The sequence below is a fragment of the Streptomyces sp. NPDC031497 genome (assembly GCF_055580905.1).
In genome coordinates this window covers 1-26,354 of sequence record NZ_JBVIKO010000002.1, presented here as the reverse complement: position 1 = coordinate 26,354, position 26,354 = coordinate 1, and the positions used below count along the sequence as shown (strand labels likewise).

Genomic DNA, 26,354 nt, shown 5'->3' with positions numbered 1-26,354 from the left:
GCTCTTCGCAGGTCACAGTGGCCGTCGGCTTCGCGGTCCATGCGCTCGGCCACACGATCGGACGGCATCGTCCCTTCAGGATCGACCCCCTCGGAGGGGCTCGCAAACCGGAGGCGGCGGCTTTCGAAGCATCTCTCGACCGACACCAGGACGGCACCAGGACCGAAGGTTCGGAAGTGGGCTCGTCGGTGTCCGCGGGGGGTGCGCTGGGCGCTGACGGACGTGATTGCGCAGGGCTGGAGTGATGCGCGCGCCGCTGCGGGATCCCTCAAGTTCGTTCGTCCGGTCACCGATGGACTTGGCAGGACGAAGACTCGGGAAGGGCTGGTTCCTGTGACGTCAGTTTCGGTGCCGCGTCCGGATGCGGACTTCAGCACGGTGGCCGTCGCCCTTGAGGATGTACGGGCCGGCCGGCCCGTGATCGTGGTGGACGACGCGGACCGTGAGAACGAGGGCGATCTCGTCATGGCGGCTCAGTTCGCGACGGCCGAGGCTCTGGGATTTTTCGTGCGCTGGACCAGTGGTCTGATCTGCGTGCCCATGGCATCCGAGGTCGCCGACCGGCTGGACCTGCCGCTGATGGTTCCGGCTGCCTCCGGTGTGGAGGCCACCGCGTACACCGTCTCCGTGGACGCGGTCGGTGCCGGCTCCGGGATCTCGGCCGCAGACCGGGCGTTGACCGTCCGGACGCTGGCCGAACCCGGCTGCCGTCCCGACAGACTGATCCGTCCCGGGCATGTGTTTCCCCTGCGTGCCCGTGCCGGAGGGATCGGGGAGCGGCGAGGGCACACGGAGGCGAGTGTCGACCTCATGCGCCTTGCGGGACTGCTCCCGGTCGCCGTGATCAGTGAGATCTGCGAGGACGACGGGTCCGTGGCCCGGTCCGATCGGCTGCGGGCGTTCGCCGGTGAACATGGGCTGACCCTGCTGTCGATCGAGCAGCTGTCGCGGGCGCTGCCGCTGCGCCCGGATGCGACGCCCGCGTGACACGCGTGACACCGGTACGGCGGGCGACGATCTTCGACCTGGACGACACATTGATCGACAGCGGTGCGGCGTGGTCCGGGGTGTGCGCCGCCTTCACCGCCCGTCACGGGCACCGGTGGCGGGCCGAGGACGACGCCGCACTGCACGGCAACGGCGGCTGGGCATCGTATGTCGCGGGGCTGTGCGAGGGTGCGGTGAGCAGCGCGGAGGTGGTGGAGACCTGCACCGCCGCGATGGTCGACGCGTGCGCCGAGGGACGCGTGCGGGCACTGCCGGGAGCGGTGGAGCTGGTTGTCGAAGCGGGACGGCACGGGCCCGTCGGTGTGGCGACCGCCAGTCCTCGCCGGTTCGTGCTGGCGGTCCTCAAGGGGCTGCGCCTGTACCCGGAGTTGAGCGCTGTCGTGTGCGGAGAGGACGTGGTGCGGGTCAAGCCCGCGCCGGATCCTTATCTGCGGGCGGCGTCCGCCGTCGGCATCCCGCCGTTCCAGTGTGTCGCTGTCGAGGATTCCCCGAACGGCATCCGCTCGGCGGCGGCCGCGGGCATGACCGTTCTCGCCGTCCCCCGTGGCGGCATGCCCCTGCCGGTCGACGTCAGCGACCTGTCCGCGGCGCAGGCGGGCAGTGCGACCAGCGCCGTCCCTCTGCTGAGGCGGCTGCTCGCACCCCGGCACCCGGTCCACGGAGGCGGTCCGTGAGGTGCCGGTCCGCACCTGCTCGGGGCCGGACATGCTCAGGCACAACCGGATCGGAGCGGGAGAGTCCGAGCGGTATGGGGGAAGCGCCGGGTGGTTCGGGTGTCGGTGGGTTCAGGTCGGCGACGAGATCCAGGTTGTCGTCACGGACGCCGGCCGGGAGCGCCGCAGGGTGACTCGCTGGTGGTGGCCTCGGCTTTCAGTGGAGGGAGGGGGCGTTCGGTGCCGGGTGCCGGTCGTCGATGACGTTTCCCCTCATCAGCCATGTCGGGCCTTCGGCGTAGGCACTCGCCTCGGCGAAGAACGCGGCGAAATAGGGGCCGCCGGCATGGGCCTCGAACGCGTCCACGTCCGCGTAGACCTCGTTCAGGTAGAAGACGTCCGCGTTCTGGTCGTCCGCGATGACCTCGAACCGGTGGGATCCGGGTTCGTTCGCCAGGGAGTCACGGGCGGTCTTCCCGGCCGCCCGGACGAAGTCGTCGCGGTGTTCCGGCTGGACGGTGAAGGACACAAGGAACTGGTACATGGTCGGTCTCCTCGACTCGATCGGAGCGGTTCAGTCACTGAACTGCTCCTGGTGGGACCGTAGCACAGGTCAGTTCAGTGAGTGAACTGGAGGAGGTAGGCTGGGCGCATGACACTCCCCAGCACCTACGCGGACCGCAACTGCTCGCTGGTGCGCACCCTGGAAGTCGTGGGGGAACGGTGGACGCTCCTGATCGTCCGCGACGCGTTCTTCGGGGTGCGCCGGTTCGGGGACTTCGCCGCCCAGCTCAAGATCCCGCGCGCGGTGCTGACCGACCGGCTGAAGTCCCTCGTCCGGGAGGGCGTGCTCACCCGGGACGACGAGGCACGCGGCGCGGTCGAGTACCGGCTGACCGCCAAGGGCGTCGAGCTGTGGCCCGTCGTACGTGCCCTGATGAACTGGGGAGACGCCTTCTACTCCCCGTCGGGGGTGAGGCGCGCCTTCCGGCACGAGCGGGACGGCGGGCCGATCGACGGCGAGGGGCGGTGCGAGGAGTGCGGTGCGGTCGTTCCGGTCCCGGAGACCGTGCTCGAACCCGGGCCCGGATTCGAGCCGGCGGACTCCGGCGGCGATCCCGTGTCCGAGGCGATCAACAGGCCGCGGCGGCTCCTGGAACCGATCACGCCGTCGTCCTCGCCGGGCTGACCGGACAGGACGCGTTCCCGGGGGCCGGCCGGGGCGATGGCCCGGACGTGCGGCCCGGATGCCGTACGGCCGGGGGAGTGACAGACTGGGATTTCTGAGTCGGCGGGCCGCCTGTGACGGAGCGTTACGGAAGGCCTGGGGTGCGGCGGGCCAGGGGGCGGCGGCCGTCGGCTGTCGTCTCCGGTGGCGTGTCCCGGGCAGCGCTCCCGAGCCGTGTCCCGGCAGCGAGCGATCTGTCGCTGACCAGTTGGGAACCGTCCATGACTGCTGAGACCTCCGAAGCGCGGAACTCCCCGGACTCCCCCTACCCTTCGGACGAGACCGCTCTGCTGATCGTCGACCCCTACAACGACTTCCTCTCCGAGGGCGGCAAGTTGTGGCCCCGGGCGAAGGAGGTGGCGGAGGGCGTGGGCCTGCTCGACCACATGAGGACCGTGCTCGCCACCGCCCGCGCCCAGGGCTTTCGCGTCTTCGTCGTGCCCCACCACCGCACGGCCCCGAGCGACTACGTCACCTGGGACCACCTGTCCCCGACCCAGCGGCGCGTCGTCGCCCAGCAGACCTTCGCCGAGGGCAGCTGGGGAGCCGAGTGGCACCCCGACTTCCGGCCGCGCGAGGACGAGATCGTCGTACGGCAGCACTGGGCGTCCAGCGGGTTCGCCAACACCGACCTGGACTTCCTGCTGAAGCAGCACCACATCCGGAGGATCGTGCTGATCGGCCTGCGGGCCAACACCTGTGTGGACACCACCGCGCGCTACGGCCAGGAGCTCGGGTACCACGTGACCCTCGTCCGCGATGCCATCGCCTCCTTCAGCTGGGAGGAGATGACCGCGACCTTCGACCTCAACGCGCCGCTGTACGCCCACGCGGTCCTCACCACCGAGGAGTTCGTCGGAAAGGTGGACGGCGAGGCCGGTGCGGGCTCCCCGGAGAGCGGAGGCGGCGGTCGTGAGCGGTGACGGTGACGGTGCCGAGCGGAGCGGTACGCGCGGCGAACTGGCCGGTCAGACGGTTGTGGTGGTGGGTGGCAGCGCGGGCATCGGTCTGGAGACCGCCCGGCAGGTGCGGGGGGCCGGCGGCGAGCTGGTGCTCGTGGCGCGCAACGCGGAGCGCCTTCAGCGGGCCGCGGACGAACTGCGCCCGCTGAGCACGGCCGTGTTCGACGCCTTGGACACCGAACGGATGGAGCGCTTCCTCGGGGAGCTGTCCGGGCGGGTCGACCATGTGCTGGTCACGGCGGGCAGCCCGTCGTACACGCCGCTCGACGACCTCGACCTGACCGACGCAGGACGGGACTTCGGCGGGCGTCTCGCGATGGTGCTGGCGGTGGCGCGGGCGAGCCGGGGGAAGGTCAGGGCCGGCGGGACGCTGCTGTTCATCGGCGGCACCGGCGGCCGGCGGCCCGCGCCCGGGATGGCGGTGACGGGCGCCCTCACCGCGGCGCTGCCGGCGCTGGTCGCCAACCTGGCGCTGGAGGTCGCGCCGGTGAGAGTCAACCTCATCGCGGCCGGGTTCGTGGACACACCGCTGTCGGCCTCCCTGCTGGGCGACCAACTCGAGGCGCGGCGCGAGGCGTTGCGGAAGGCGCTGCCCATCGGGCGGGTGGTCGGTCCGGCCGACGTCGCCGCCCTCGCGGTGCACCTCATGGTCAACGGCGCCCTCACCGGCGCCACCTACGACATCGACGGCGGCCAGCAGCTCCTCGCGCACTGAGTCCCTGCCCGGCCCGGTCGTGGGTCGGGCCGTCGCCGGTGTTCCCTCCGAGACGGGAAGTGCAAGCCATGGACATGAAACTGGAGGTCGTCGTGGTGCCGGTGGCCGACGTGGACCGGGCCAAGGACTTCTATACGGCGCTGGGCTGGCGGCTCGACGCGGACGTGGCCACCGACGGGGAGTTCCGGGTGGTGCAGATGACCCCGCCGGGTTCCCCGGCGTCGGTCATCTTCGGCGCGTCGGTCACCGAGCAGACGCCCGGCTCGGCCCGGGGGCTGCACCTGGTCGTCGACGACATCGACACCGCCCACGACGAGCTGGCGCGGCACGGCGCCCACCCCAGCGAGGTGTTCCACGACGCCGGCGGTGTCTTCCACCACGCCGACGGCGACGCCCGGGTGCCCGGTCCCGAACCGCGGCACGGCAGCTACGGTTCCTTCCTGTCGTTCAGCGACCCGGACGGCAACGGCTGGCTCCTCCAGGAGGTCACCGAGCGGCTCCCGGGACGGCTGGATCCCGCGGCCACCTCGTTCGCCTCGGCCGATGACCTGGCGGGCGCCCTGCGGCGGGCCGCGGCCGCACACGGCGAGCACGAGACGCGCACCGGCGCGGAGGACCCCGACTGGCCGGACTGGTACGCGCGGTACATGGTGAGCGAGCAGGCCGGCACACAACCACCCGCGTGACCGGGGACGAGCCGTCCGGCGCGGCCCCCTCCCGTCAGCGCAGTGCGGTCACGGCCGTGGCCGTGCGGACGGCGCGCAGGGCGCGGTCGACGGTTTCCTGGTTCTCGCCGACCGGGGCCACGTAGTCGAGGACCCCGCGTGCCGCGTCCTCGCCGAGGGTCCGGGTGATCACCCACGTGGCGAGGTACTGCGAGGCCAGGCAGCCACCGGCCGTGGCGATGTTCCCCTCCGCGTGGAACGGCGTGTCCAGGACGGTGACCCCGGCCGCCTCGACGAAGGGCCGGGTCTTGCGGTCCGTGGAGACGGGCATGGAGTCCAGCAGCCCGAGCCGGGCGAGGACCAGCGCGCCGGAGCACTGCGCGCCGACCAGCTGCCGGGAAGGGTCGAGCCGCAGCCGGGAGATCAGCCCGTCGTCGGCGACCACCTCCCGTGCCTTCACCCCGCTGCCGACCAGGACCACATCGGCGTCGGTCACGAACTCCATCGGCCGCTGCCCGGTCACCTCGACGCCGTTCATCGACGTGACCACCGGCGTCGGTGTCGTGATGAAGGCCTCCAGGCCGTCCTTCCGGCACCGGTTGATCAGCGCGGCGGCGATGAAGCTGTCGAGTTCGTTGAATCCGTCGAAGGTGAGCACGGCTACCTGCATGGCGTCTCCTCGGAGCAAAGCGGGGGGTGCGATTTTCTCAGGAGGCCGGGACCGGGTCGCGGGCCAATCCGCGGCCAGTGGCCGTTCGTGGTCACCCTACCGAGTCCCGCGGCGTCGATGACCTGCTGTGATGTGTCCCACGGGCTCTTGTCGCGGACCGGCTCGCCTGCCTAAATTCGGTCATATGTCCAGTTCTGATGCCTCCCTTCCCGCCGAACCGGTCGGCTTCGCCGTCGATCTCACCGGGCACGAGATGACCCGGCGCGCCCACGTCATGGAGGCGCTCGGCGACGCCTGGGACCCCGTCGAGACGGCACGGGGCGAGGAGGAGGCGTACGCCATGCTGTACTCCGGGCTCGACGAGGAACAGCAGCGGCTGTACGACTCGCTCGTCGCGGCCGGGGTGCTGCCCCGGCGCTGATTCCCGCCCCCCGGGACCTGCCCCCGGGACGCGGCGCCGCTACGGCGTCAGCACGATCCGGCCGAACACCTCCCCGGCGGCCATCTTCCGGTGCGCCAGTACGGCCTCGGCCAACGGCAGCGACTCGTGCACCACCGTCTCCAGCTCCCCGCGGCCCGCGGCGGCGAACTGTCCGGTCCTGACCGTGCGCCGGTCGGCCGCGGGCACGGTGTCGGCGCTGAAGGTCGCGAACGACAGGGACCTGCGGAACGCCGCGACCATGCTCATGCCGAAGTCGGCCGGCGGCGGTCCGGCGACCATGCCGACGGCCACCAGACGGCCGTTCGGAGCGAGCCTGCCGAAGAACGACGGCAGGTCCGCACCGGCCACGATGTCGATGATCACGTCATAGCCGGCCGGTGAGTCCCCGCCGCCCTCTCCCGAGCGGTCCAGCACATGGGTCGCGCCGAGCCCGCGCAGCCGTTCGCCGCGATCGGCCGACGACGTCGTCACCGCGACCGCCGCGGCACCGCCCCGGGCCGCGAGCTGGACCGCCGCGATCCCGATGCTCCCGGCCCCGCCCCGCACCAGCACCGACTCGCCGGGCCGGAAACGGGCATGGCCGAGCGCGAAGTGGGCCACCACTCCGGAACTCCCGAGGGTCACCGCGTCGGCGGCGGACAGGTCCGCGGGGAGGGCGAGGACCTCCTCGACCGGGGCGACCGCCTGTTCCACATAGCCGCCGCCGGTGCCCGTGAACGCCCAGACCCGCCGGCCGAGCCACGCCGTGTCGACGCCCTCGCCGACGGCGCTCACCGTTCCCGCCACCTCGCTGCCGGGAACATGACCCTCCCGGAAGCCGTAGCCCGCGAGCGCACCGCTGCGGATCAGGGTGTCGGCGCCGCCGACCCCGATCGCCTCGGTGTCGATCACCACCTGCCCGCCGGCGGGAACCGGCGCCGGGAGATCGACGACCGCCAGACCCTCGGGGCCGCCGAACCTCCGGATCGTCACTGCTTTCACATGGGCCTCCTGCGTACGGGATCGAGCGGGACCCTGGAGGTGTCCGCTGCTCACGGACGCTAAGGGGCGCCCTGCCCCGGCCTGGCTAATGTGAGAGCGGTGACCGACCGTTTGTCTCACTCACCGCGTTCCGACGCCCGGGACCCACTGCGCTCCGACGCCCGGGACAACCGCGCACGCGTGCTCGACGCGGCCCGCGCGCTCTTCGCCACCGAGGGGCTGAACGTGCCGATGCGCACGATCGCCCGGCGCGCCGGGGTCGGCCCCGCCACCCTGTACCGCCGGTTCCCGACCAAGCAGACCCTGGTCACCGAGGTCTTCCGGGACCAGGCGCGGGCCTGTCACGCCATCGTCGACGAGGGGCTCGCCGATCCGGACCCGTGGCACGGCTTCCGGCTCGTGATCGAGAAGGTCTGCGAACTGCACGCGCACGACCGCGGTTTCACCGAGGCCTTCAGGTCGGCCTTCCCCGACGCGATGGACTTCGCCGCGGACCGCGCGGCCACCCTGAGGTCGGTCGCGCGGCTGGCCGACCGCGCCAAGGGCACCGGCCGGCTGCGCCCCGACTTCGTCCTGGACGACCTGGTCCTCATGCTCATGGCCCAGCGGGGCATCCGCACCGCGTCGCCGGCCGGCCGGGTCGCGGCCTCCCGGCGCTTCGCCACGCTGGTGATCCAGGCCTTCCAGGACCCGCCGGCCGCCACGCCCGCACAGCCGGCGACGAAACCGTGACACGACCGCCATGGAAGGCACACCGGACCGGCCGCACAATCGGGGAGAGCGAAGACCGCTGAGACACGGGGGAGTTGGCGGGCATGGAACTGGAACTGGGCTACGACCTGCTGGGCAGCAGACTCCGCACCATCGGGGACGTCCCGCTCACCTACGGCCGGTGGGGCGGCAGGCCCCACGCGCTCGGACCGCATCCGCTGGAGTACGACATGCTCGGCAGCCGGCTGCGGTGGATCGGCGACATCGAGATCGGGTACGGCCGCCTCGGCAGCGTCCCGAGGACGTTCGGGACCTGGGACGTCGACTGCGCCGCCTGGTCCGGGATCCCGCGCCGCATCGGGCCGTACCCCGTGGAACACCCCAGGTTCGGCGGCCGGGCGAGGACGATCGGCCCGCTCGCCCTGTCGTACGACGCCCTGGGCACCCGCCCCCGCCGCATCACCCTGCCCAAGGACCTGGGCGCCCTCCCCGACGACCTCCTCCGGGTCCTCTTCCTGGTCCTGCACCTGCAGGCCGAACGCAACAAGAGTTCGTCCGCGGCCTCTTAGACGGGCGAAGGCCCGCCGGACGGATCCGGCGGGCCTTCGAGGTGATGACAGGTCAGACGGCGGGCGCGTGCTTCGGGTTGTCGCCGTACTGGTTCTGCTCCGGCTTGCCCTCGGAGGCGAGCCAGACCAGCACGATGATCCAGCCGACCAGCGGGATGATGCTGACCAGGATCGCCCAGCCCGAACGGCCGGTGTCGTGCAGCCGGCGGACCGCGACGCCCAGGCCGGGCAGGAGGACCGCCAGGCTGTAGATCGCGCCCAGGGCGGCGAAGCCGATGACTCGCCCGATGACCGCCAGCACGATGCTGATGATCAGGTTGAACAGGAAGAACATCCAGTATTCCTGCCGGCGCGCACGGCCGCTGAACACCGCGTACTTCTTCAGTACGTCCACGTACCAGTTCATTGTTCGTCCCCCAAGGACCCAAGAAAGGTTCAAGATTTGGCTGGCGCCCAGCAAATCAAGCCGTCGTGGCCGGATCCATCCAGATTGGCGTGTGCGGGACAACCGTTACCGTGTCGCCGCCGATCGGTGATCAAGGCTGGCCGATCGCATCCGCGCGGCACGCGATAGCGTCTCTGTGGCCATGGACATGCAGAGACAGCCGCAGCGGCAACCGCAGACGCATTCGCAGACGCAGCACCCCGAGGGATGTCTCGTCGTCGCGATCAGGATCCCCGTCCGCATCTTCGTGTTCCTGGTGGTGCTGCCGATACGGCTGCTCTGGGACGCCTTCGCCGCCGTCGCACGGTTCCTGTGGCGGTACCTCGTCGTCCCCGTCGCGCGATTCCTCTGGCGGTACGTCCTCGCCCCCGCCGGCCACGCCGTCGCCTGGCTCCTGCACGTGCTCGTCGTCGTCCCGCTGGGCTGGCTGTACCGCTACCTGCTCACCCCCCTCGGCCACGCCCTCGTATGGCTCTACGCGCGCGTGCTCACCCCGATCGGCCACGCGGTGCTCTGGCTCCTCACGCCCGTCGCCCGAGCCGTCGCCTGGGTGTTCGGGCAGCTCGCCACCGCCCTGTACTGGATCGCGCGCGTGCTCCTCGTGCTGCCCGCCGTCGCCCTGTGGCGCTGGATCCTCACCCCCGTCGGCCATGTCCTCGGCATCGTCCTCAGGGAGATCTGGGAGGCCCTCGGACACGCCTGGCGGGCCGCCGGACACGTCGCACGAGCCGTCGGACGGATTCTCGGGACCCTCTTCCGGTGGATCTTCCTGGAGCCGGCGCGCTGGCTCTACCGGACCGTCCTCACCCCGGTCGGACACGTCGTACGCGACCTCGTCCTGCGCCCCGCCGCCCAGGTCGCACGGGCCGTCGGACGGGCCGTCCGGCAGGCCCGCGCCGACCTGCGGCGCGCCCTGTTCGGCGAGTCCGCCCGGCCGCCGGCCGTGGACCGTCGGGAACCTGCGGGCCGCGACACACGTACTCTTGATGGATAGCAGGAACCGGCAGCACGGCCCCCGCGGCACGGCTGCTCTCACCAGAATCACGAAGGACTGACGACACTGGGCAAGCGACAGCCCGAAGGCCCGCCGCCCGCACCGGCGGTGCAGCGCATCCGACTGCGCTACACCAAGCGCGGCCGCCTCCGGTTCACCAGCCACCGTGACTTCCAGCGCGCCTTCGAGCGTGCGCTGCGCCGCGCCGAGGTGCCGATGGCCTACTCGGCGGGGTTCACACCGCACCCGAAGGTGTCGTACGCCAATGCCGCACCCACCGGCACCGGCAGCGAGGCCGAGTACCTGGAGATCGCGCTCACCGCGGTCCGCGACCCGGAGCGACTGCGTGTCCTCCTCGACGAGTCCCTGCCCACCGGGCTCGACATCGTCGACGCGGTCGAGGCCCGCACGTCCGGACTGGCCGACCGGCTCACCGCCTCCGTGTGGGAGCTGCGGCTGGCCGGCCAGGACCCGGAACAGGCCGCACAGGCCGTCGCCGCGTTCAACGCGGCCGACGCCGTCGAGGTCCAGCGCACCACCAAGAACGGCGTACGGACCTTCGACGCCCGCCCCGCGGTCGTACAACTGGAAACGCACAATGAAACGGCTGATAGGCCGGACGACCAGCCCTGTGCGATACTGCGGCTGGTTGTTCGGCACGTGACGCCTGCCGTACGACCCGACGACGTCCTGTCCGGTCTCCGCGCCGTGGCCGACCTGGCGCCGCCGGTCCCCGCAGCGGTGACCAGGCTGGCGCAGGGGCTGCTCGATGAAGAGACCGGCACGGTGACCGACCCGCTCGCGCCCGACCGCGAGGCAGTGGAGGCCCTCTCGAAGGCCGAACCCGCTGCCGCCGCGACAGCGCCGGCGTAGGGAAGGTCCCGCGAAGGACGGACGTCGTACGCGCAGCCCTTGTACTCGGGAGCCACCTGGGTCGGGCGGCGCACCGACCAGAAGACTTTCGCCAGGCCGTCCGCGACAAGGCGTACGGAACCGGCGAGACAGGACACAGAGAGCTCCTGTGCGGCGCCCGCGCCCCACACGGCGGCACCGCGCATCGCGCGAGCCGCGGACGTCACCGGCGGTCGCTCGAAAGCGAACGACGCCGGACCAGGCGCGGCGCCCGGGAGCCTGACGGGAGAACCGCCCGCATGCTCGAACCGACCGAGCCCATCGAGGGCTCCGAACCGAACACCCCGAGCGACACCCTGCCGCCGCGCAGGCGTCGCCGTGCCGCGTCCCGCCCCGCGGGACCGCCTGCCGCGACCGCGGCAGGCGAGGCCGAGATCACCACGCCGGCCATACCGGCCGCGGAGTCGTTCCCCTCCGAGCCCGCAGAGGCCGACGAGGAGACGACAGACACCCTTGAGGCGTCCGGGGCGGCCGAGGCCGCCGCGGTCACCGAGGAGGCCGTGCCCGCCGCGCGTACCCGCCGCCGGGCGACCCGCCGGGCGTCGGCACCCGCCGGTTCCCCGACGGGAACCGAGGCCGTCGAGACGGCCGAGACCGTGCTTCCCGCGACCGCCGGCGAGCCCGCCGAGGCCACGCCCGTGGCCGAGGCCGTCGACACCGCCGTACCGAGCGACGAGGAGGCCGCGCCGCGCCGGACGCGCCGGCGTGCCACGCGTCGCGTCTCCGCGCCCACCGAGGCGGCCGAGCAGGAGGCGGCTGTCAAGGCTTCCGCGGTTTCCGAGACCCCTGAGGCCACCGAGCCCGTCGAGGCCACCGAGGCCGCTCCGGCTGCCGAGGCCGAGGCCGCCGAGGAGACCGTGCCCGCTCCACGTACCCGCCGCCGGGCGACCCGCCGGGCGTCCGCGCCCACCGGTGCCCCGGTGACGGCCGAGACCGCCGCGGAAACCGCACCCACGGCCGCCGACGCGGACACCGCCGAGGCCGTCGACGAGCCCGCGCCCGCCGCCGAGACCGGCGAGACCCACGGGGGCACCCCCGCCCCCGAGGCGGAGCCCACTGCGCCCGCGCCGCGTGCCCGGCGCCGTGCCACCCGCCGGGTCGCCGCGCCCGCCGGCGCTCCCGAGGCCGCCCCCGAGGCCCCCGCCGCGGCTCAGCCGCAGGCCGTCGAGGCCCCGGCCGTCACCTCCACCACCGAGGCCCCCGCCGTCCAGGAGCCGGAGACCGAGTCCCCGCGGCGCCGGCGCCGTGTCGTACGGCAGGCAGCCATCGGGTTCTCCGAGCCCGCCGCCGGGGCCACGCCCGCCGAGGACGAGTCGCAGCGCCGTCCCTCCCGGCCCGCCGTCGCCGTGTTCCAGGCGCCGGTGTTCACCGAGCCGAGGTTCCAGACCCCGGAGCGGGCCGCCGCCGCAGCGGCCGCCGAGGCCGCCGGCGCGGAGGAGCCCGAGGACCTCGCCCCCTACCAGCCGGAGCCGGAGTCGGCCGAGCAGGCCGAGCCGGTCGAGCAGGCCGAAACCGGTTCGCGCCGCCGGCGCCGGCGCCGGGGTGCCGCCGAGGAGACCCCGGTCGCCCGACCCGCCGCCGAGGACGAGACCGAGGAGCCGGAGGAGACCGCCGAGGACGCCGCCGACGGCGAGGACGAGGCCGAGGAGGCCGGTTCCCGCCGCCGTCGCCGCCGCGGTGGCCGTCGTCGCCGCCGTGGTGACGCCGGCGACGGTGACGCCGACGGCGACGAGGTGGCCGCGGAGCAGGCCGAGCAGGACGCCGAGGACACCGCCGAGCAGGAGGAAGAGGACGACGAGGAGGCCCACGACGAGGCCGGCGGCTCCTCCTCCAGCAGCCGTCGCCGCCGTCGCCGCAGGCGGCGCGCCGGGGACAGCTCCACCGACGCCGAGCCCGGCGACGGCGACCCGGAGCGCACGGTCGTCAAGGTCCGCGAGCCCCGCAAGCCGTCCGAGCCGTCCGACGAGGTGCAGTCCATCAAGGGCTCGACCCGTCTGGAGGCCAAGAAGCAGCGCCGCCGCGAAGGCCGCGAGCAGGGCCGCCGCCGCGTCCCGATCATCACCGAGGCCGAGTTCCTCGCCCGCCGCGAGGCCGTCGAGCGCGTGATGGTGGTACGCCAGTACGGCGACCGCACCCAGATCGGCGTCCTGGAGGACGGCGTGCTCGTCGAGCACTACGTCAACAAGGAGCAGGCCACCTCGTACGTCGGCAACGTCTACCTGGGCAAGGTCCAGAACGTGCTGCCCTCGATGGAGGCCGCCTTCATCGACATCGGCAAGGGCCGCAACGCCGTCCTGTACGCCGGCGAGGTCAACTTCGAGGCACTCGGCATGGCCAACGGGCCGCGCCGTATCGAGGCCGCCCTCAAGTCCGGCCAGTCCGTGCTCGTCCAGGTGACGAAGGACCCGATCGGCCACAAGGGCGCCCGTCTCACCAGCCAGGTCTCCCTCCCGGGCCGCTACCTCGTGTACGTCCCCGAGGGCTCCATGACCGGCATCAGCCGCAAGCTGCCCGACACCGAGCGGGCCCGGCTGAAGACCATCCTCAAGAAGATCGTCCCCGAGGACGCGGGCGTCATCGTGCGCACCGCCGCCGAGGGCGCGAGCGAGGACGAGCTGCGCCGCGACGTCGAACGCCTCCAGTCGCAGTGGGAGGAGATCCAGAAGAAGTCGAAGAACGGCGGCAGCTCGAACGCGCCGACGCTGCTGTACGGCGAGCCGGACATGACCGTCCGGGTCGTCCGCGACATCTTCAACGAGGACTTCTCCAAGGTCGTCGTCAGCGGTGACGAGGCCTGGGAGACCGTCCACGGCTACGTCTCGCACGTCGCCCCCGACCTCGCGGGCCGGCTGTCGAAGTGGACCTCCGAGGTCGACGTCTTCGCCACCTACCGGATCGACGAGCAGCTCGCCAAGGCCCTGGACCGCAAGGTCTGGCTGCCCAGCGGCGGTTCGCTGGTGATCGACCGGACCGAGGCGATGGTCGTCATCGACGTCAACACCGGCAAGTTCACCGGCCAGGGCGGCAACCTGGAGGAGACGGTCACCAGGAACAACCTGGAGGCGGCCGAGGAGATCGTCCGCCAGCTGCGGCTGCGCGACCTCGGCGGCATCATCGTCATCGACTTCATCGACATGGTCCTGGAGTCCAACCGGGACCTGGTGCTGCGCCGCCTGCTCGAATGCCTCGGGCGGGACCGTACGAAGCACCAGGTGGCCGAGGTGACCTCGCTGGGGCTCGTCCAGATGACCCGCAAGCGGGTCGGACAGGGCCTGCTGGAGTCCTTCTCCGAGACCTGCGTGCACTGCAACGGCCGCGGTGTCATCGTCCACATGGAGCAGCCCAGCTCCGGCGGCGGTGGCGGCGGCAAGCGCAAGAAGCGCGGACGCGGCGGCGACGGGCACGACCACGACCACGACCTCGACGTGCACGAGACGCACGAGGCCGTGGCCGACGGGGCCGTCGAGCACGCCGAGGCCGTCCACGCGGTCGAGACGGCGGCGGAGGTCGCGGCCGAGGCCGCCGTGCCCGTCGCGCTGCCCGCCCCCGACTTCGCGGCGGACGAGGAGCTGTACAGCAGCGTCGCCGAGGCGGAGGCCGCGGCCGGCCGCGGCCGTGGCCGCCGCCGGGCGAGCCGCCGGGCCTCGGCTCCGGCCGGTGCGCCCAGGGAGCGCGCGGGCCGCAACCGGGGCGCGGAGGCCGAGACGCCGGCCGACCGGACCGCACCGGCCGCCGCGGAGACCGAGCGTGAGGTGCTGCCGGAGCCGGCCGCCGAGGCGCACGCCGAGCCGGTCGCCGTGGAGGACCCGGTAGTCCAGGCCCCCGAGGCCCCGGCCGCCGAGGAGGCCGTGTCCAAGGGCCGTACCCGTCGCCGGGCCACCCGGAAGGTGTCGGCGCCCGCCGGTTCCCCGGCAGGGTCCGAGACGGCCGCGGTGACCGTCGTCGCCGAGACCGCCCCGGCGGCCGAAGCGGTGCCGGAACCGGTGGCGGAGCCGGTGGTGGAACCGGCGGCCGAGCCCGAGGCGGCCGCGCCCGCCGAGAGCGCCGCCCCGGCCCGTCCGCGCCGCCGCGCGGTGCGCAAGGCCACCGCGCCGACCGCGTCGGAGGAGGCGGCCGTCGTGGTCGTACCGTCGACGGAGACCGCCGAGCAGCCGGAGGCTTCCGCCGCCGGGGCGCCGGTCGCGGACGAGACCGCCGAGGAGGGCGTCGAGGAGGCCGCTCCGGCCAAGAAGACGGCCCGTAAGACGGCTGCCAAGAAGACCGCCGCGAAGAAGACGGCCGCGAAGAAGACCGCGGCCAAGAAGACGGCGGCGAAGAAGACGACGGCCAAGAAGGCGGCCAAGACCGCCAAGACGGCCGCCGCCAAGTCGACGGCGAAGAAGACCACCACGGTCACCACCGCCTCCGACGAGGGCTGACACCCGACTGCGGGACCGGCCCGGGTGGGCCGGTCCCGCAGCGCGTGGGGCCTGCTCCGGGTGGTCGGTCCCGGAGTTCGTGGGGCCTGTTCGGGGTGGCCGGTCCCGCACTCCGTGGGGTCCGTTCCGAGTGACCGGTCCCACACCCCCGGGGCCTGGTTTGACCCCCTCGGCCACCGCCCCGTAACCTTGACCGTCGGCGTGTCCATGAATATGAGGACGTGCCACATCCCCGTAAACCTCTTCCTCCGGAGCACACGGTGTTCTGGAGAGGCCGCCCGCGTGCCGGACGGCTGGACTGCGGGGGTGCCGGTTCCGAGCGAGAGAGTGAGATCCGCGTGTACGCCATCGTGCGCAGCGGTGGTCGCCAGCACAAGGTTGCTGTCGGCGACATCGTTGAGGTTGACAAGATTTCCACTGCCAAGGTTGGCGACACGGTCGAGCTCTCGACCCTGCTCGTTGTCGACGGCGAGGCCGTGACCAGCGACCCGTGGGTGCTGGCCGGCATCAAGGTCCAGGCCGAGGTCGTGGACCACCACAAGGGCCAGAAGATCGACATTCTGCGCTACAAGAACAAGACCGGTTACCGCCGTCGCCAGGGCCACCGCCAGCAGTACACGGCGATCAAGGTCACTGAGATCCCCGCGGCTGCGAAGTAAGGGACTGAGGAGAGATGGCACACAAGAAGGGCGCATCGTCCACCCGTAACGGTCGTGACTCCAACGCTCAGCGCCTCGGCGTGAAGCGCTTCGGCGGTCAGGTCGTCAACGCGGGCGAGATCCTGGTCCGCCAGCGCGGCACCCACTTCCACCCCGGTGCCGGCGTCGGCCGCGGCGGCGACGACACGCTGTTCGCGCTGCTGCCGGGTGCGGTGGAGTTCGGTACCCACCGTGGCCGCAAGGTCGTGAACATCGTTCCGGTCGCCTGAGCCCTGGTCTTCTGACCTGACGGCTCCGAGTCCTTCCGACTGGACGGCTCAGACCGAACGTATCGCGAGGCGGACCTCACTTCCCGATCGGGAAGGCGGGTCCGCCTTTCGCGTGTTGACATAGGTATCACCCCGTAAGTAACTGGAGGCACCCCACCATGACCACCTTCGTGGACCGCGTCGAGCTGCACGTCGCCGCGGGTAACGGAGGCCACGGCTGTGCCTCCGTACACCGGGAGAAGTTCAAGCCGCTCGGCGGCCCCGACGGCGGCAACGGCGGCCGTGGCGGCGACATCATCCTGACTGTCGACCAGTCCGTGACGACCCTCCTCGACTACCACCACTCCCCGCACCGCAAGGCCACCAACGGCAAGCCCGGCGAGGGCGGCAACCGGGCCGGCAAGGACGGCCAGGATCTCGTCCTGCCGGTGCCCGACGGCACCGTGGTGCTGGACGGGGCGGGCAACGTCCTCGCCGACCTCGTCGGCCACGGCACCTCCTACATCGCCGCCCAGGGCGGCCGCGGCGGCCTCGGCAACGCGGCCCTGGCCAGCGCCCGCCGCAAGGCCCCCGGCTTCGCCCTGCTCGGCGAGCCCGGCGACCTCGGGGACATCGTCCTGGAGCTGAAGACCGTCGCCGACGTGGCCCTGGTCGGCTACCCCAGCGCCGGCAAGTCCTCGCTGATCTCGGTGCTGTCGGCCGCCAAGCCGAAGATCGCCGACTACCCGTTCACCACCCTGGTCCCCAACCTCGGCGTGGTGACGGCCGGTTCGACCGTCTACACCATCGCCGACGTCCCCGGACTCATCCCCGGCGCCAGCCAGGGCAAGGGCCTCGGCCTGGAGTTCCTGCGCCACGTCGAGCGGTGCAGCGTCCTCGTCCACGTCCTGGACACCGCCACCCTGGAGTCCGACCGCGACCCCGTCTCCGACCTCGACATCATCGAGGAGGAGCTCAGGCAGTACGGCGGCCTCGGCAACCGGCCCCGGATCGTCGTCCTCAACAAGACCGACATCCCCGACGGCAAGGACCTCGCCGAACTGGTCCGCCCCGACCTGGAGGCCCGCGGCTACCGCGTCTTCGAGGTGTCGGCGGTCGCCCACCTCGGCCTGCGCGAGCTGTCGTTCGCGCTCGGCGAGCTGGTCGCCCAGTCCCGCGCCGCCAAGCCCAAGGAGGAGGCGACCCGGATCGTCATCCGGCCCAAGGCCGTGGACGACGCCGGCTTCACCGTCACCCAGGAGGAGGACGGCCTCTTCCGGGTGCGCGGCGAGAAGCCCGAACGCTGGGTCCGGCAGACCGACTTCAACAACGACGAGGCCGTCGGCTACCTCGCCGACCGCCTCAACCGCCTCGGTGTGGAGCAGGAACTGATGAAGGCGGGCGCCCGCAGCGGCGACGGCGTCGCCATCGGCCCCGAGGACAACGCCGTCGTCTTCGACTGGGAGCCGACCATGATGTCCGGCGCCGAGATGCTCGGCCGCCGCGGCGAGGACCACCGCTTCGAGGAACAGCGCCCCGCCGTACAGCGCCGCCGCGACCGCGAGGCGGAGCGCGACGAGTCGCTGCGCGAGTACGGCGACTTCGACCCGTTCAAGGAGTGACCGGAGCGGGGGCCCGGGCGGCCGTGGGGGGTGCTCAGCCCGTCACGGCCGGCTTGAGCACCTCCTCGCACCACTGCCGGAACGTCGTCGGCGTCGTCGACCCGGCGGTGCGTGGCTCGGCGTTGTCCAGGCCCCTGTTCTTCGCCTCGAACATGTCGACCAGCCCCTGCGCCATCCCCTCGCTCATCCCGAAGCCGGTCATGCGCTCCTTGAACGCCGCGCCGGTGACCTGCCGGTAGCCGACCTCGGTGCCGAGCACCTCGGAGACGATCCGGGCCATGTCGTTCGGCGACAGATCCTCGGGACCGAGGCAGGCGACCTCGCCGGACCTCGTCCAGGTGCCGTCGAGCAGCAGTCGTACGGCGGTCGCGGCGATGTCCCGGGCGGCCACGGCCGGAGCCTTCAGATCCGGGTCGGCCATCATGGCGAACACGCCCTGTTCCCTGATCGACCGGACGTGGTTGAGCAGGTTGTGCATGAACGACGGGCAGGCCACCGCCCGGAAGTTCACGCCGGACGCGGCGATCAGGTCGCACATCGCCCGGGACGAGGTCACCACGCCGGCGTGCTCCGCGAGCCGCGTGCCACGGCCCAGCGCCGTGACGGCGACGACCCGCCGGACGCCGTGCCGGGCGAACGCCCGCGCCGCGGGACGCGTGAAGTCGACATAGGCGGCGTCGGTGCTCGGCGCGTCCCCGTCGTCCGGCGCCAGCCAGAAGACGGCCTCGGCGTCCGCGCAGGCCCGGTCGACCACGGCCTCGACGGACTCGGCCTCCAGCGCCGAATCGCCGTCGTCGTCCCCAGCCACACCAGCGCGATGCTGCTCGCCCGCACCACCGACCTCGTCGCACTCACCGTCGCCGACTGGCTCGACGACACCATCGAGGCGCTGGGCCTGCGCACCTTCCCGATCCCGCTCGACCTCGCCCCTCTCGACTTCGGCATGGCCTGGCACCCGCGCAACTCGGCCGACCCGGGCCACCGCTGGTTCCGCGACCGGCTGGCGGCGGTCACGACTCCCACGGTCACCGCTTCCACGGAGGCCGCCGCCATGGAGGCCGCTCGCACGGAGGTCGCTCGCACGGAGGTCGCTCGCACGGAGGTCGCTCGCACGGAGGCCGCTCCGCCCCACGGCTGATGCGGCTGAGGCAGCGTCAAGTGCGGTGCGTCAGTGGTCTGTTCCTTTGACGCCGGGGTTGCCCGTTGTCTGCCTAGTTGTCATGCGCACGAATGCTCTCGTTCAGCGCACGGACCGTCCGACCGTGGGAGCTTCCGAAGGTCAGACCGTCCAAGAGGCCACTGTGGCAAGGGAGTCCGCGCATGACCGGAGCACCATCGCCCGACCGACGCCGCTTTCTGACCGCCGGTGCCGCCGCCCTCACAGCCGCCGCATCCGCCCAGCTCTGGCTGCCCGCCTCCGCACAGGCGGCCGAAACCCCGCTGCCCGACGGTGTGTTCAGCCTCGGTGTCGCCTCCGGCGACCCGCTCCCCGACGGCATCGTGCTCTGGACCCGACTCGCCCCGGATCCCCTCCACGGCGGCGGCATGCCCGACGCCGTCGTCCCCGTCGCCTGGGAGATCGCCGAGGACGAACGCTTCCGCAAGACCGTCCGCCGGGGCACCGCCCACGCCCGGCCCGAGTACGGGCACAGCGTTCACGTGGATGTACGAGGACTGCACCCCGACCGCTCCTACTGGTACCGCTTCCGCGCCGGCGGCCGGATCTCCCCGACGGGCCGCACCCGCACCGCCCCCCACCCGCACGCCAGGGGCGGCTCCCTGCGCGTGGCCCTGGCCTCCTGCCAGAACTGGCAGCACGGCTACTTCACCCCGTACGCCGACATGCTCGCCCAGGACCCCGACGTCGTCCTCTTCGTCGGCGACTACATCTACGAGTCCACGCCGTCCTCGGCCGGCCCCCGCCGCCACGAGGGCACCGGAGAGCCGTACACCCTGGCGCAGTACCGCAACCGCTACGCCCAGTACCGCAGCGACCCCGACCTCGCCGCGATGCACGCGAACGCGCCCTGGGTGGTCACCTTCGACGACCACGAGGTCGACAACGACTGGGCCGGCCAGGTCCCGCAGGACCCCGACAAGCAGTCCCACGACGCGTTCGTCGCCCGGCTGACCGCCGCCTTCCAGGCCTACTACGAGCACATGCCCGTCCGGGCCACCGCGATCCCGGACGGACCGCACATCCAGATGCACCGCCGCCTGGAGTTCGGCCGCCTCGCGCGGCTCAACGTCCTCGACACCCGGCAGTTCCGCAGCGACCAGGTCACCAGCCAGGCGGCCGCCGAGGACCCCTCCCTCACCATGCTCGGCGCCGAGCAGAAGGGGTGGCTCCTCGACGGCCTGCGCCGCTCACCGGCCCGCTGGAACCTGATCGCCTCGCAGATCATGATGGCCGAGACCGACATCCTGCCCGGCGACGGAAAACTCTGGTACTACGACGCCTGGGACGGCTACCAGGTCGAGCGCAACGCCCTGCTGGACGAGTTCGCCTCGATCCGCAACCCCGTCGTGCTCAGCGGCGACCGGCATCTCACGATGATCAGCGACCTGAAGCAGGACTTCGCCGACCCGTCGTCGGACGTGGTCGGCGCCGAGTTCGTCGGCACCTCCATCTCCAGCAACGGCGACCAGGACCAGGCCGCCTTCCACGCCCAGTTCGACCCGCTGAAGCCCGACAACCCGCACTGGAAGGTCATCGACGCCCACCGCGGCTACCACCTCTTCGACATCCGCCGCGACGGCATTGACGCGCGCGTACGGATCGTCGACACCGTCGTCAAACCGCAGGCCACCGCGAGCACCTTCGCGGCCCTGCGCGTCGAGGCGGACGAACCCGGCGTACAGGTCGTGTGACGAGCGACGAGCGACGAGCGATGAGCGATGAGTGGCGCGTGGCGCGTGGACCGGGCGCGCAGGCGGTGAAGTCTGTGTGACGGGAGCCTGGGACTCATCTGTGTCCCAGGCCTCTCTCAGGTGAACCTAAGGTAAACGTCTTACCTTCCCTTAACCATGGAGACGGACTGTACGAGAAGCGAAGCCCCGGTGGACGACGCCCCCACCGGTCCCCTTGCCGCCCTGCCCGCCGGCACCCGCCTGCTGCACATCGGCCCGCACAAAACCGGCACCACGGCCATCCAGGGCGCCCTCTTCGCCGCGAAGGACAAGCTGCCCGAGCACGGCGTGGAGTTCCCGGCGACCAGCCGGCATCCCATGGAAGCCGCCCTCGCCGCCTGCGCCCGGCCCGCGATGATGGGCGACACCGTGCCCACCGAGAAGCACTGGACACGGCTGCTCAAGCAGGTCGAGGCCACCGGATCCCGGACCTCGGTGATCAGCAGCGAGTTCTTCGCCGACGCCCCCGACGACGAAACCGTCGCCCGCATCGTCGAGCAGCTCGGCGGCGACCGCGTCCACGTCCTCGTCACCCTGCGCCCGATCGCCCGGATCATGCCCTCGCAGTGGCAGCAGTACGTGCAGAACGGGCTGCGCATGGGGTACGAGGAGTGGCTGGACCACATGCTGCGCAAGGCCCCCTACGAGAAGCCCAACCCCAGCTTCTGGCGCCGGCACCGGCACGACCGGCTCGTCGAACGCTGGATCCGCGCGGTCGGCGCCGACCGGATCACCGTCGTCGTGGCCGATGACCGGGACCGCGACAGCCTGCTGCGCACCTTCGAAGCGCTGCTCGGACTGCCCGAAAACCTCCTGCGGCCCGTCCCGGACGCGGCGAACCGCTCCCTCACCCTCGCCGAGACCGAAATGCTGCGAAAGCTCAACGTGGAATTCCGCGGCAATGGACTGCCCGACGAGCTCTATTCCAAGCTCGTCCGCAACGGCGCCGTCATGCATATGAAGAACACGTGCAGCCCCACCGCCGAGGACGTGAAGATCTCCACCCCCGACTGGGCCGTCGAGGCCGCCGGTCACATCGGCGCCGAGATGGTGGAACGCATCGGCGCCATGGGCGTCCGCGTCATCGGCGACGCCTCCCTGCTCTCCGCCATCCCCGAGCAGCGCGAACCGGCCGCCGGCCCGGCCGCCGCCGAGGCCCGCATCGCACCGGAGGTCGCCGCCCAGGCCCTCTACGGCGCCCTCGCCGCGGCGGCCGCGGCACCGGTACGTCACACCGCCGAGGCGAAGGCCCGCACAGTGCACCAGACGTCGTCGAAGGAACTCGTACGGGTACTGGGGCACCGATGCCTGAAGAGGCTGCGACGGCGCTGAGCTGGTCCTGCGCGTGGACGGCTTAGCTGTGCTAAGCCGTCCGTGCGGCATGGCTTAGTACTGCTGAGACGTGCCAGGTGGTCACGCACAGCAATCGGAATGTCCTGTGTAGTTACTCACAGCAAATTCACGGAACTTCCTTGGGCATCCGACGGGCGCCGCCCATCACCAGCGATGCAAGGTGAATGAAAGGTTGCGGGCACATATGCAGCGGGCGGCACTCACCTTGCACTGCGGTTACCGGAAGTGGGACCATTTCCAAGTTCCCTGATGCCCCAAGGTAGGTCACCTGTGTCCCAGCACATAGCCAAGCCCCGAACCACCGCAGTCATCCTGGCCGGTGGCACCGGCCAGCGGGTGGGTCTGTCGATCCCCAAGCAGTTGCTGAAGATCGCCGGCAAGGCAGTCATCGAGCACACCCTGACCACCTTCGAGAAGGCCGACTCGATCGACGACATCATCGTGCTGATGGCGCCGGGCTATGTGGCGGACGTCGAGAAGATCGTCGCCAAGGCCGGGTTCACGAAGGTCAAGAAGATCATCGAGGGTGGCAGTACGCGGAACGAGACCACCGAGCGTGCCATCGAGGCGCTCGGCGAGGGCCTGGCCGAGGGCGAGGACCTCAACGTCCTCTTCCACGACGCCGTACGCCCCCTGCTGTCGCGGCGCGTCATCGACGACTGCGTGACCGCCCTGGAGCGCTACCAGGCCGTCGACGTCGCCATCCCGTCCGCCGACACCATCATCGTCACGCGGACGCACGGCGAGGACGGCGAGTTCATCACCGAGATCCCGGACCGCTCCCGGCTGCGCCGCGGCCAGACCCCGCAGGCCTTCAAGCTGTCCACGATCAAGCGGGCCTACGAGGTCGCCGACGGCGACCCCAACTTCCAGGCCACCGACGACTGCTCCGTCGTCCTCAAGTACCTGCCGGACGTCCCGATCCACGTGGTCGCAGGCGACGAGTACAACATGAAGGTCACCCAGCCCGTCGACGTCTTCATCGCCGACAAGCTCTTCCAGCTCGGCTCCACGGCCGCGCCCGAGCAGAAGGACGAGGACGCCTACCGCGAACTGCTCACCGGCAAGACCGCGGTGATCTTCGGCGGTTCCTACGGCATCGGCAAGGACATCGCCGAACTCGCCGAGTCCTACGGCGCGAACGTCTACGCGCTGGGCCGCTCCACCACCGGCACCCACGTGGAGAACCCGGAGGAGGTCGACGACGCGCTCTCCAAGGCGTACGCCGAGACCGGCCGGATCGACTACGTCGTCAACACGGCCGGCGTGCTGCGCATCGGCAAGCTCGCCGAAACCGACAACGCCACCATCGAGGAGGCGCTGAAGGTCAACTACCTGGCCCCGGTGCAGATCGCCCGCTCCAGCTACAAGTACCTCGCCGAGACCAACGGCCAGCTCCTGCTCTACACCTCCAGCAGCTACACCCGCGGCCGCGCCGAATACAGCCTCTACTCCTCGACCAAGGCCGCCATGGTGAACCTCACCCAGGCCCTGTCCGACGAGTGGGCCGGCGACGCCATCCGCGTCAACTGCGTCAACCCCGAGCGCACCGCCACCCCGATGCGCACCAAGGCGTTCGGCCAGGAGCCGACGGGCTCGCTGCTCTCCTCCGAGGCCGTCGCCCGCACCTCCCTCGACGTGCTGCTGTCCGAACTCACCGGCCATGTCATCGACGTCCGCCAGCAGGACCCGACGGCCGCCGCGGGCCTCGCCACCGGCTTCGAGCAGGCGCTGGCCAGTGTCCTGGACCGACAGGCCGACGTGGCATAATCGACCTTCATTAGTCATCTGTAATTCAGGCCTCTGTGGCTGCGCGTTCGCGGAGCAATCACAGGGGCCTGAACCGTAAAAATCCCCGATCGACAACCTCCCAGATCGTCCGCAAGGTCAAATTCCGGCCTTTTTGTCAGCAAAAGGTTCTCCGTGATATCCACCGCTATTCGCGTCGCCCGGGTGGGCAGCGCGGCCGAGCTGGCCGCGGCGGCACTCATGATGCTGGGCTTCCCCGTCCTCATGATCGCCGCGCTCGTCCCGAGCGTTTACGCCTTCGCGGCCGCGGCCGCCGTCACGTACCTGGCGGACCACTACCTGCACCGCAAGGGCAGTTACCTCATCAACCGCCTGAGCAAGGTCCGGGCCGGGCTGTCGATCCGCTTCCTGATCCGGCAGCTGCTGCTGATCCTGCTGCTGGCCCGGATGGCCCTGTCGAACGACCTGATCTTCTACGGCGCGATCGCCTGCTTCATCGCCTTCTACGGCCTGCAGGCCCCGCACGGCGCACTGGTCACCCTGATCCGCAACCGCCGCAGGATGCCGGTCGCCACCCGCAACGTCGACCTGAAGTCACGCATCCGCATCCCGGACGCCCCGCCGCGCGGCCTGCTCGACCGCTCCGCCGAGAAGATGCTCCACCTCGACCTCGTGGCCGTCGTGGGCCTGCTGGTCTCGGCGATGACGGACAACGCCGTCGCCGGCTTCGTCGGCATCGGAATCACCCTCGCCCTCGGCTGCGGGTACGTACTGGTGCTGATGCCGTACGTACGCGGCCGCAAGACCCCGCCGAACGCGGACACCGTGCTGGCCGCCGTCGACGACTGGCTGGGCCGCTACAAGCCCGAGACCGTGCTGTACTTCTCCGGCTCCAAGGACTCCGCCTACCAGGTCAACATGTGGCTGGAGACCATGGAACAGCTGGACTCCCGCCCGCTGGTCCTGCTGCGCGAGCGGGTCATCCTGCAGAACCTGGCCCCGACCACCGCCCCCGTCATCTGTGTGCCCGGCGGTGTGCACCTGATGAACCTGGACCTCTCCACGGTCCGTGTCGCCCTCTACGCGGCCAACGTCGGCAAGAACATCCACCTGCTGCGCGTTCCCACCATGAAGCACGTCTTCATCGGCCACGGCGACAGCGACAAGCTGGCCAGCGTCAACCCGTTCAGCAAGGTCTACGACGAGGTGTGGACCGCCGGCCGCGCGGGCCGCGACCGCTACGCCATCGCCGACGTCGGTGTCCGCGACGACGACATCGTCGAGGTCGGCCGCCCGCAGCTGGCCCCCATCCAGAGCGCGCCGGGCGCCCCCGCCGCCGAGGGACGCTGCCCCACCGTCCTCTACGCGCCCACCTGGGAGGGCTGGGACGGCAACCCCGGCAACACCTCCCTCGTGCTCGCCGGCGAGAACATCGTGAAGAAGCTGGTCAAGGCCGACCCGCCGGTCCGCGTCCTCTACAAGCCGCACCCCTTCACCGGCACCGTCAGCGCCGAGGCCGGCGCCGCCCACCGGCGCGTCATCGCCCTCGTCGAGAAGGCCGCCGCCCAGCGGGCCGCCGACCCCCGTTTCGCGGGCGAGACGGCCGCCCAGACAGCGGCGCGGGCCGAGCTGACCCGTATCGAGACCCGCCTGGCCGAGCTGACCGGCACCGGCGGCGAGAAGCGCGACGAGGCCGAAGCCAGCCGGGACGACGTCGTCGACGTGAAGAAGCACGAGGAGATCGCCCGGCTGCGCGCCGAGTGGAACGACGCCCACTGGCGTTCCTTCCCCGACCACGAGCACCGGGTCGTCACCGGGGCCGAACCACGCCTGTACGACTGCTTCAACGTCTCCGACGCGATGGTCTCCGACATCTCCAGCGTCGTCTCCGACTTCATCGCGAGCGGCAAGCCGTACGCCGTCACCGACTCCGCCGAAGTCGGCGTGGAGGAGTTCAAGCGGGCGAACACCGCCGTACGCGCCGCCGTGATCCTCTCCAACAGCGCCAAGGAACTGGACACCCTGCTGGACGCAGTACGCGATCCGTCGGCCGATCCGCTGGCCGTGGACCGGGACGAGCTCAAGCGGTATCTGCTGGGACCGGACGAGCCGACCTCCAGCGAGCAGTTCAACGCCGCGGTCGCCGCGCTCGCCCGCAAGGCCGAGGTCCGCAACCTGGGCCAGGAGGCCCGGATCGCGGCCGGTGACCCCGAGGCGGCAGAACTCGCCGAGTTGCTGCCCGGAGACCCGCTGAAGGCCGCCGGCGAGGCCGAGGGCACCATCGCCGGCTGACCGCTCGCATCACGACGCCGAGGGGGCTCGGTCCCGGGAAGTTCTCCCGGGACCGAGCCCCCTCTTCTTTTCCATGCGCCTCGGTTTCTTCCCCCCAGCTCTGCCCTCCCTTCCTTCCCTCTTCTCGTAACTCCCGAGTTTCCACTGG

General features: G+C 71.5%; 25 protein-coding genes. 20 read left to right on the top strand and 5 right to left on the bottom strand.

The genetic code is table 11. The features are described from left to right. Window positions 1-201 precede the first annotated feature (201 nt). Both ribB and ACZ5K7_RS03425 read left to right on the top strand, forming a co-directional pair. Complete coding sequence (gene ribB / locus ACZ5K7_RS03430) at window positions 202-987, top strand: 3,4-dihydroxy-2-butanone-4-phosphate synthase (RefSeq protein ID WP_351691123.1); 786 nt, start codon at window positions 202-204, stop codon at window positions 985-987. Continuing rightward, window positions 984-1,682 (top strand): HAD family hydrolase, encoded by a 699-nt coding sequence (locus ACZ5K7_RS03425; protein WP_468909944.1) that lies wholly within the window; start codon window positions 984-986, stop codon window positions 1,680-1,682. Before ribB ends, ACZ5K7_RS03425 begins: the two co-directional genes overlap by 4 nt. A gap of 196 nt (window positions 1,683-1,878) precedes the next feature. Here the strand turns inward: ACZ5K7_RS03425 and ACZ5K7_RS03420 are convergent, their stop codons facing one another. Next, the gene (locus tag ACZ5K7_RS03420) at window positions 1,879-2,205 is read right to left on the bottom strand and encodes a putative quinol monooxygenase (RefSeq protein ID WP_468909941.1); all 327 of its coding nucleotides are present in this window, start codon (window positions 2,203-2,205) and stop codon (window positions 1,879-1,881) included. A gap of 108 nt (window positions 2,206-2,313) precedes the next feature. On the opposite strand from ACZ5K7_RS03420, the gene ACZ5K7_RS03415 reads away from it, so the two are divergent. The 4 genes from ACZ5K7_RS03415 (at window position 2,314) to ACZ5K7_RS03400 (ending at window position 5,252) form a co-directional block, all read left to right on the top strand. Next, entirely contained in the window at window positions 2,314-2,850 is a 537-nt protein-coding gene (locus ACZ5K7_RS03415) for a winged helix-turn-helix transcriptional regulator (protein WP_351691132.1), read from the top strand. Window positions 2,851-3,110: 260 nt separating this feature from the next. Beyond that, window positions 3,111-3,812 carry a cysteine hydrolase family protein gene (locus tag ACZ5K7_RS03410; RefSeq protein WP_468909938.1) on the top strand — a complete coding sequence of 234 codons (702 nt, stop codon included), beginning with the start codon at window positions 3,111-3,113 and terminating at the stop codon, window positions 3,810-3,812. Further along, complete coding sequence (locus tag ACZ5K7_RS03405; protein WP_468909935.1) at window positions 3,802-4,566, top strand: SDR family oxidoreductase; 765 nt, start codon at window positions 3,802-3,804, stop codon at window positions 4,564-4,566. The genes ACZ5K7_RS03410 and ACZ5K7_RS03405 overlap by 11 nt, the downstream gene beginning before the upstream one ends. Before the next feature lie 68 nt (window positions 4,567-4,634). Continuing rightward, window positions 4,635-5,252: a VOC family protein gene (locus ACZ5K7_RS03400; protein WP_468909931.1), complete on the top strand. Its 618-nt coding sequence runs from the start codon at window positions 4,635-4,637 to the stop codon at window positions 5,250-5,252. 34 nt (window positions 5,253-5,286) lie between these two features. On the opposite strand, the gene ACZ5K7_RS03395 is transcribed toward ACZ5K7_RS03400, so the two are convergent. Continuing rightward, complete coding sequence (locus tag ACZ5K7_RS03395) at window positions 5,287-5,901, bottom strand: DJ-1/PfpI family protein (RefSeq protein ID WP_468909924.1); 615 nt, start codon at window positions 5,899-5,901, stop codon at window positions 5,287-5,289. Between the two features lie 184 nt (window positions 5,902-6,085). On the opposite strand from ACZ5K7_RS03395, the gene ACZ5K7_RS03390 reads away from it, so the two are divergent. Next, the gene (locus tag ACZ5K7_RS03390; RefSeq protein WP_468909921.1) at window positions 6,086-6,322 is read left to right on the top strand and encodes a DUF6400 family protein; all 237 of its coding nucleotides are present in this window, start codon (window positions 6,086-6,088) and stop codon (window positions 6,320-6,322) included. 39 nt (window positions 6,323-6,361) lie between these two features. Here the strand turns inward: ACZ5K7_RS03390 and ACZ5K7_RS03385 are convergent, their stop codons facing one another. Next, window positions 6,362-7,324, bottom strand: a complete 963-nt coding sequence (locus ACZ5K7_RS03385; protein WP_468909918.1) for a zinc-binding dehydrogenase — start codon at window positions 7,322-7,324, stop codon at window positions 6,362-6,364. A 99-nt stretch (window positions 7,325-7,423) separates the two neighbouring features. Here ACZ5K7_RS03385 and ACZ5K7_RS03380 point away from each other — a divergent pair, with 99 nt between their 5' ends. Then, entirely contained in the window at window positions 7,424-8,056 is a 633-nt protein-coding gene (locus tag ACZ5K7_RS03380) for a TetR/AcrR family transcriptional regulator (RefSeq protein ID WP_468909915.1), read from the top strand. A gap of 83 nt (window positions 8,057-8,139) precedes the next feature. Beyond that, window positions 8,140-8,604, top strand: coding sequence for a hypothetical protein (locus tag ACZ5K7_RS03375; RefSeq protein WP_450971604.1), 465 nt, complete (start codon window positions 8,140-8,142; stop codon window positions 8,602-8,604). A 52-nt stretch (window positions 8,605-8,656) separates the two neighbouring features. On the opposite strand, the gene ACZ5K7_RS03370 is transcribed toward ACZ5K7_RS03375, so the two are convergent. Continuing rightward, window positions 8,657-9,010 carry a DUF805 domain-containing protein gene (locus ACZ5K7_RS03370; protein WP_351691159.1) on the bottom strand — a complete coding sequence of 118 codons (354 nt, stop codon included), beginning with the start codon at window positions 9,008-9,010 and terminating at the stop codon, window positions 8,657-8,659. Between the two features lie 181 nt (window positions 9,011-9,191). On the opposite strand from ACZ5K7_RS03370, the gene ACZ5K7_RS03365 reads away from it, so the two are divergent. From ACZ5K7_RS03365 to obgE, 6 genes are all read left to right on the top strand, one after another. Then, window positions 9,192-10,043 (top strand): hypothetical protein, encoded by an 852-nt coding sequence (locus ACZ5K7_RS03365; protein WP_468909911.1) that lies wholly within the window; start codon window positions 9,192-9,194, stop codon window positions 10,041-10,043. A gap of 108 nt (window positions 10,044-10,151) precedes the next feature. Then, window positions 10,152-10,916, top strand: a complete 765-nt coding sequence (locus ACZ5K7_RS03360; RefSeq protein ID WP_351691165.1) for a TIGR03936 family radical SAM-associated protein — start codon at window positions 10,152-10,154, stop codon at window positions 10,914-10,916. A gap of 278 nt (window positions 10,917-11,194) precedes the next feature. Then, on the top strand, window positions 11,195-15,373 hold the full coding sequence (locus ACZ5K7_RS03355; RefSeq protein WP_468909899.1) for an Rne/Rng family ribonuclease: 4,179 nt from the start codon (window positions 11,195-11,197) through the stop codon (window positions 15,371-15,373). Between the two features lie 338 nt (window positions 15,374-15,711). Beyond that, window positions 15,712-16,032, top strand: a complete 321-nt coding sequence (rplU, locus tag ACZ5K7_RS03350) for a 50S ribosomal protein L21 (protein WP_030217740.1) — start codon at window positions 15,712-15,714, stop codon at window positions 16,030-16,032. A gap of 14 nt (window positions 16,033-16,046) precedes the next feature. Then, window positions 16,047-16,301, top strand: coding sequence for a 50S ribosomal protein L27 (gene rpmA, locus ACZ5K7_RS03345; RefSeq protein ID WP_030779398.1), 255 nt, complete (start codon window positions 16,047-16,049; stop codon window positions 16,299-16,301). A 158-nt stretch (window positions 16,302-16,459) separates the two neighbouring features. Next, complete coding sequence (obgE, locus tag ACZ5K7_RS03340) at window positions 16,460-17,902, top strand: GTPase ObgE (RefSeq protein ID WP_351691171.1); 1,443 nt, start codon at window positions 16,460-16,462, stop codon at window positions 17,900-17,902. Window positions 17,903-17,936: 34 nt separating this feature from the next. Here obgE and ACZ5K7_RS03335 read toward each other — a convergent pair whose 3' ends face one another. Next, a complete protein-coding gene (locus tag ACZ5K7_RS03335; RefSeq protein ID WP_468909895.1) occupies window positions 17,937-18,656 on the bottom strand; it encodes an NmrA family NAD(P)-binding protein in 720 nt (239 codons plus the stop codon). Between ACZ5K7_RS03335 and ACZ5K7_RS03330 the strand changes: the two genes are divergently transcribed. The 5 genes from ACZ5K7_RS03330 to ACZ5K7_RS03310 all read left to right on the top strand — a co-directional run bounded on the left by ACZ5K7_RS03330 (window position 18,570) and on the right by ACZ5K7_RS03310 (window position 26,206). Beyond that, window positions 18,570-19,040 (top strand): LysR substrate-binding domain-containing protein, encoded by a 471-nt coding sequence (locus ACZ5K7_RS03330; RefSeq protein ID WP_468910880.1) that lies wholly within the window; start codon window positions 18,570-18,572, stop codon window positions 19,038-19,040. The two genes, ACZ5K7_RS03335 and ACZ5K7_RS03330, sit on opposite strands and share 87 nt — an antisense overlap. Window positions 19,041-19,222: 182 nt before the next feature. Beyond that, complete coding sequence (locus ACZ5K7_RS03325; RefSeq protein WP_468909892.1) at window positions 19,223-20,773, top strand: alkaline phosphatase D family protein; 1,551 nt, start codon at window positions 19,223-19,225, stop codon at window positions 20,771-20,773. A 156-nt stretch (window positions 20,774-20,929) separates the two neighbouring features. Further along, a complete protein-coding gene (locus ACZ5K7_RS03320; protein ID WP_468909890.1) occupies window positions 20,930-22,144 on the top strand; it encodes a hypothetical protein in 1,215 nt (404 codons plus the stop codon). A 291-nt stretch (window positions 22,145-22,435) separates the two neighbouring features. Next, the gene (locus ACZ5K7_RS03315; RefSeq protein WP_468909887.1) at window positions 22,436-23,935 is read left to right on the top strand and encodes a D-ribitol-5-phosphate cytidylyltransferase; all 1,500 of its coding nucleotides are present in this window, start codon (window positions 22,436-22,438) and stop codon (window positions 23,933-23,935) included. A gap of 183 nt (window positions 23,936-24,118) precedes the next feature. Continuing rightward, complete coding sequence (locus ACZ5K7_RS03310) at window positions 24,119-26,206, top strand: hypothetical protein (RefSeq protein WP_468910878.1); 2,088 nt, start codon at window positions 24,119-24,121, stop codon at window positions 26,204-26,206. The last annotated feature ends 148 nt before the right edge of the window (window positions 26,207-26,354 follow it).

Bases quoted from the DNA above. Each gene is read 5' to 3' on its own strand.
- ACZ5K7_RS03370 (WP_351691159.1), bottom strand. From the start codon at position 9,010: ATGAACTGGTACGTGGACGTACTGAAGAAGTACGCGGTGTTCAGCGGC.
- ACZ5K7_RS03415 (WP_351691132.1), top strand. From the start codon at position 2,314: ATGACACTCCCCAGCACCTACGCGGACCGCAACTGCTCGCTGGTGCGC.
- ACZ5K7_RS03325 (WP_468909892.1), top strand. From the start codon at position 19,223: ATGACCGGAGCACCATCGCCCGACCGACGCCGCTTTCTGACCGCCGGT.
- ACZ5K7_RS03375 (WP_450971604.1), top strand. From the start codon at position 8,140: ATGGAACTGGAACTGGGCTACGACCTGCTGGGCAGCAGACTCCGCACC.
- ACZ5K7_RS03390 (WP_468909921.1), top strand. From the start codon at position 6,086: ATGTCCAGTTCTGATGCCTCCCTTCCCGCCGAACCGGTCGGCTTCGCC.
- ACZ5K7_RS03365 (WP_468909911.1), top strand. From the start codon at position 9,192: ATGGACATGCAGAGACAGCCGCAGCGGCAACCGCAGACGCATTCGCAG.
- ACZ5K7_RS03420 (WP_468909941.1), bottom strand. From the start codon at position 2,205: ATGTACCAGTTCCTTGTGTCCTTCACCGTCCAGCCGGAACACCGCGAC.
- ACZ5K7_RS03400 (WP_468909931.1), top strand. From the start codon at position 4,635: ATGGACATGAAACTGGAGGTCGTCGTGGTGCCGGTGGCCGACGTGGAC.
- ACZ5K7_RS03395 (WP_468909924.1), bottom strand. From the start codon at position 5,901: ATGCAGGTAGCCGTGCTCACCTTCGACGGATTCAACGAACTCGACAGC.
- obgE (WP_351691171.1), top strand. From the start codon at position 16,460: ATGACCACCTTCGTGGACCGCGTCGAGCTGCACGTCGCCGCGGGTAAC.
- ACZ5K7_RS03355 (WP_468909899.1), top strand. From the start codon at position 11,195: ATGCTCGAACCGACCGAGCCCATCGAGGGCTCCGAACCGAACACCCCG.
- rpmA (WP_030779398.1), top strand. From the start codon at position 16,047: ATGGCACACAAGAAGGGCGCATCGTCCACCCGTAACGGTCGTGACTCC.
- ACZ5K7_RS03410 (WP_468909938.1), top strand. From the start codon at position 3,111: ATGACTGCTGAGACCTCCGAAGCGCGGAACTCCCCGGACTCCCCCTAC.
- ACZ5K7_RS03320 (WP_468909890.1), top strand. From the start codon at position 20,930: ATGGAGACGGACTGTACGAGAAGCGAAGCCCCGGTGGACGACGCCCCC.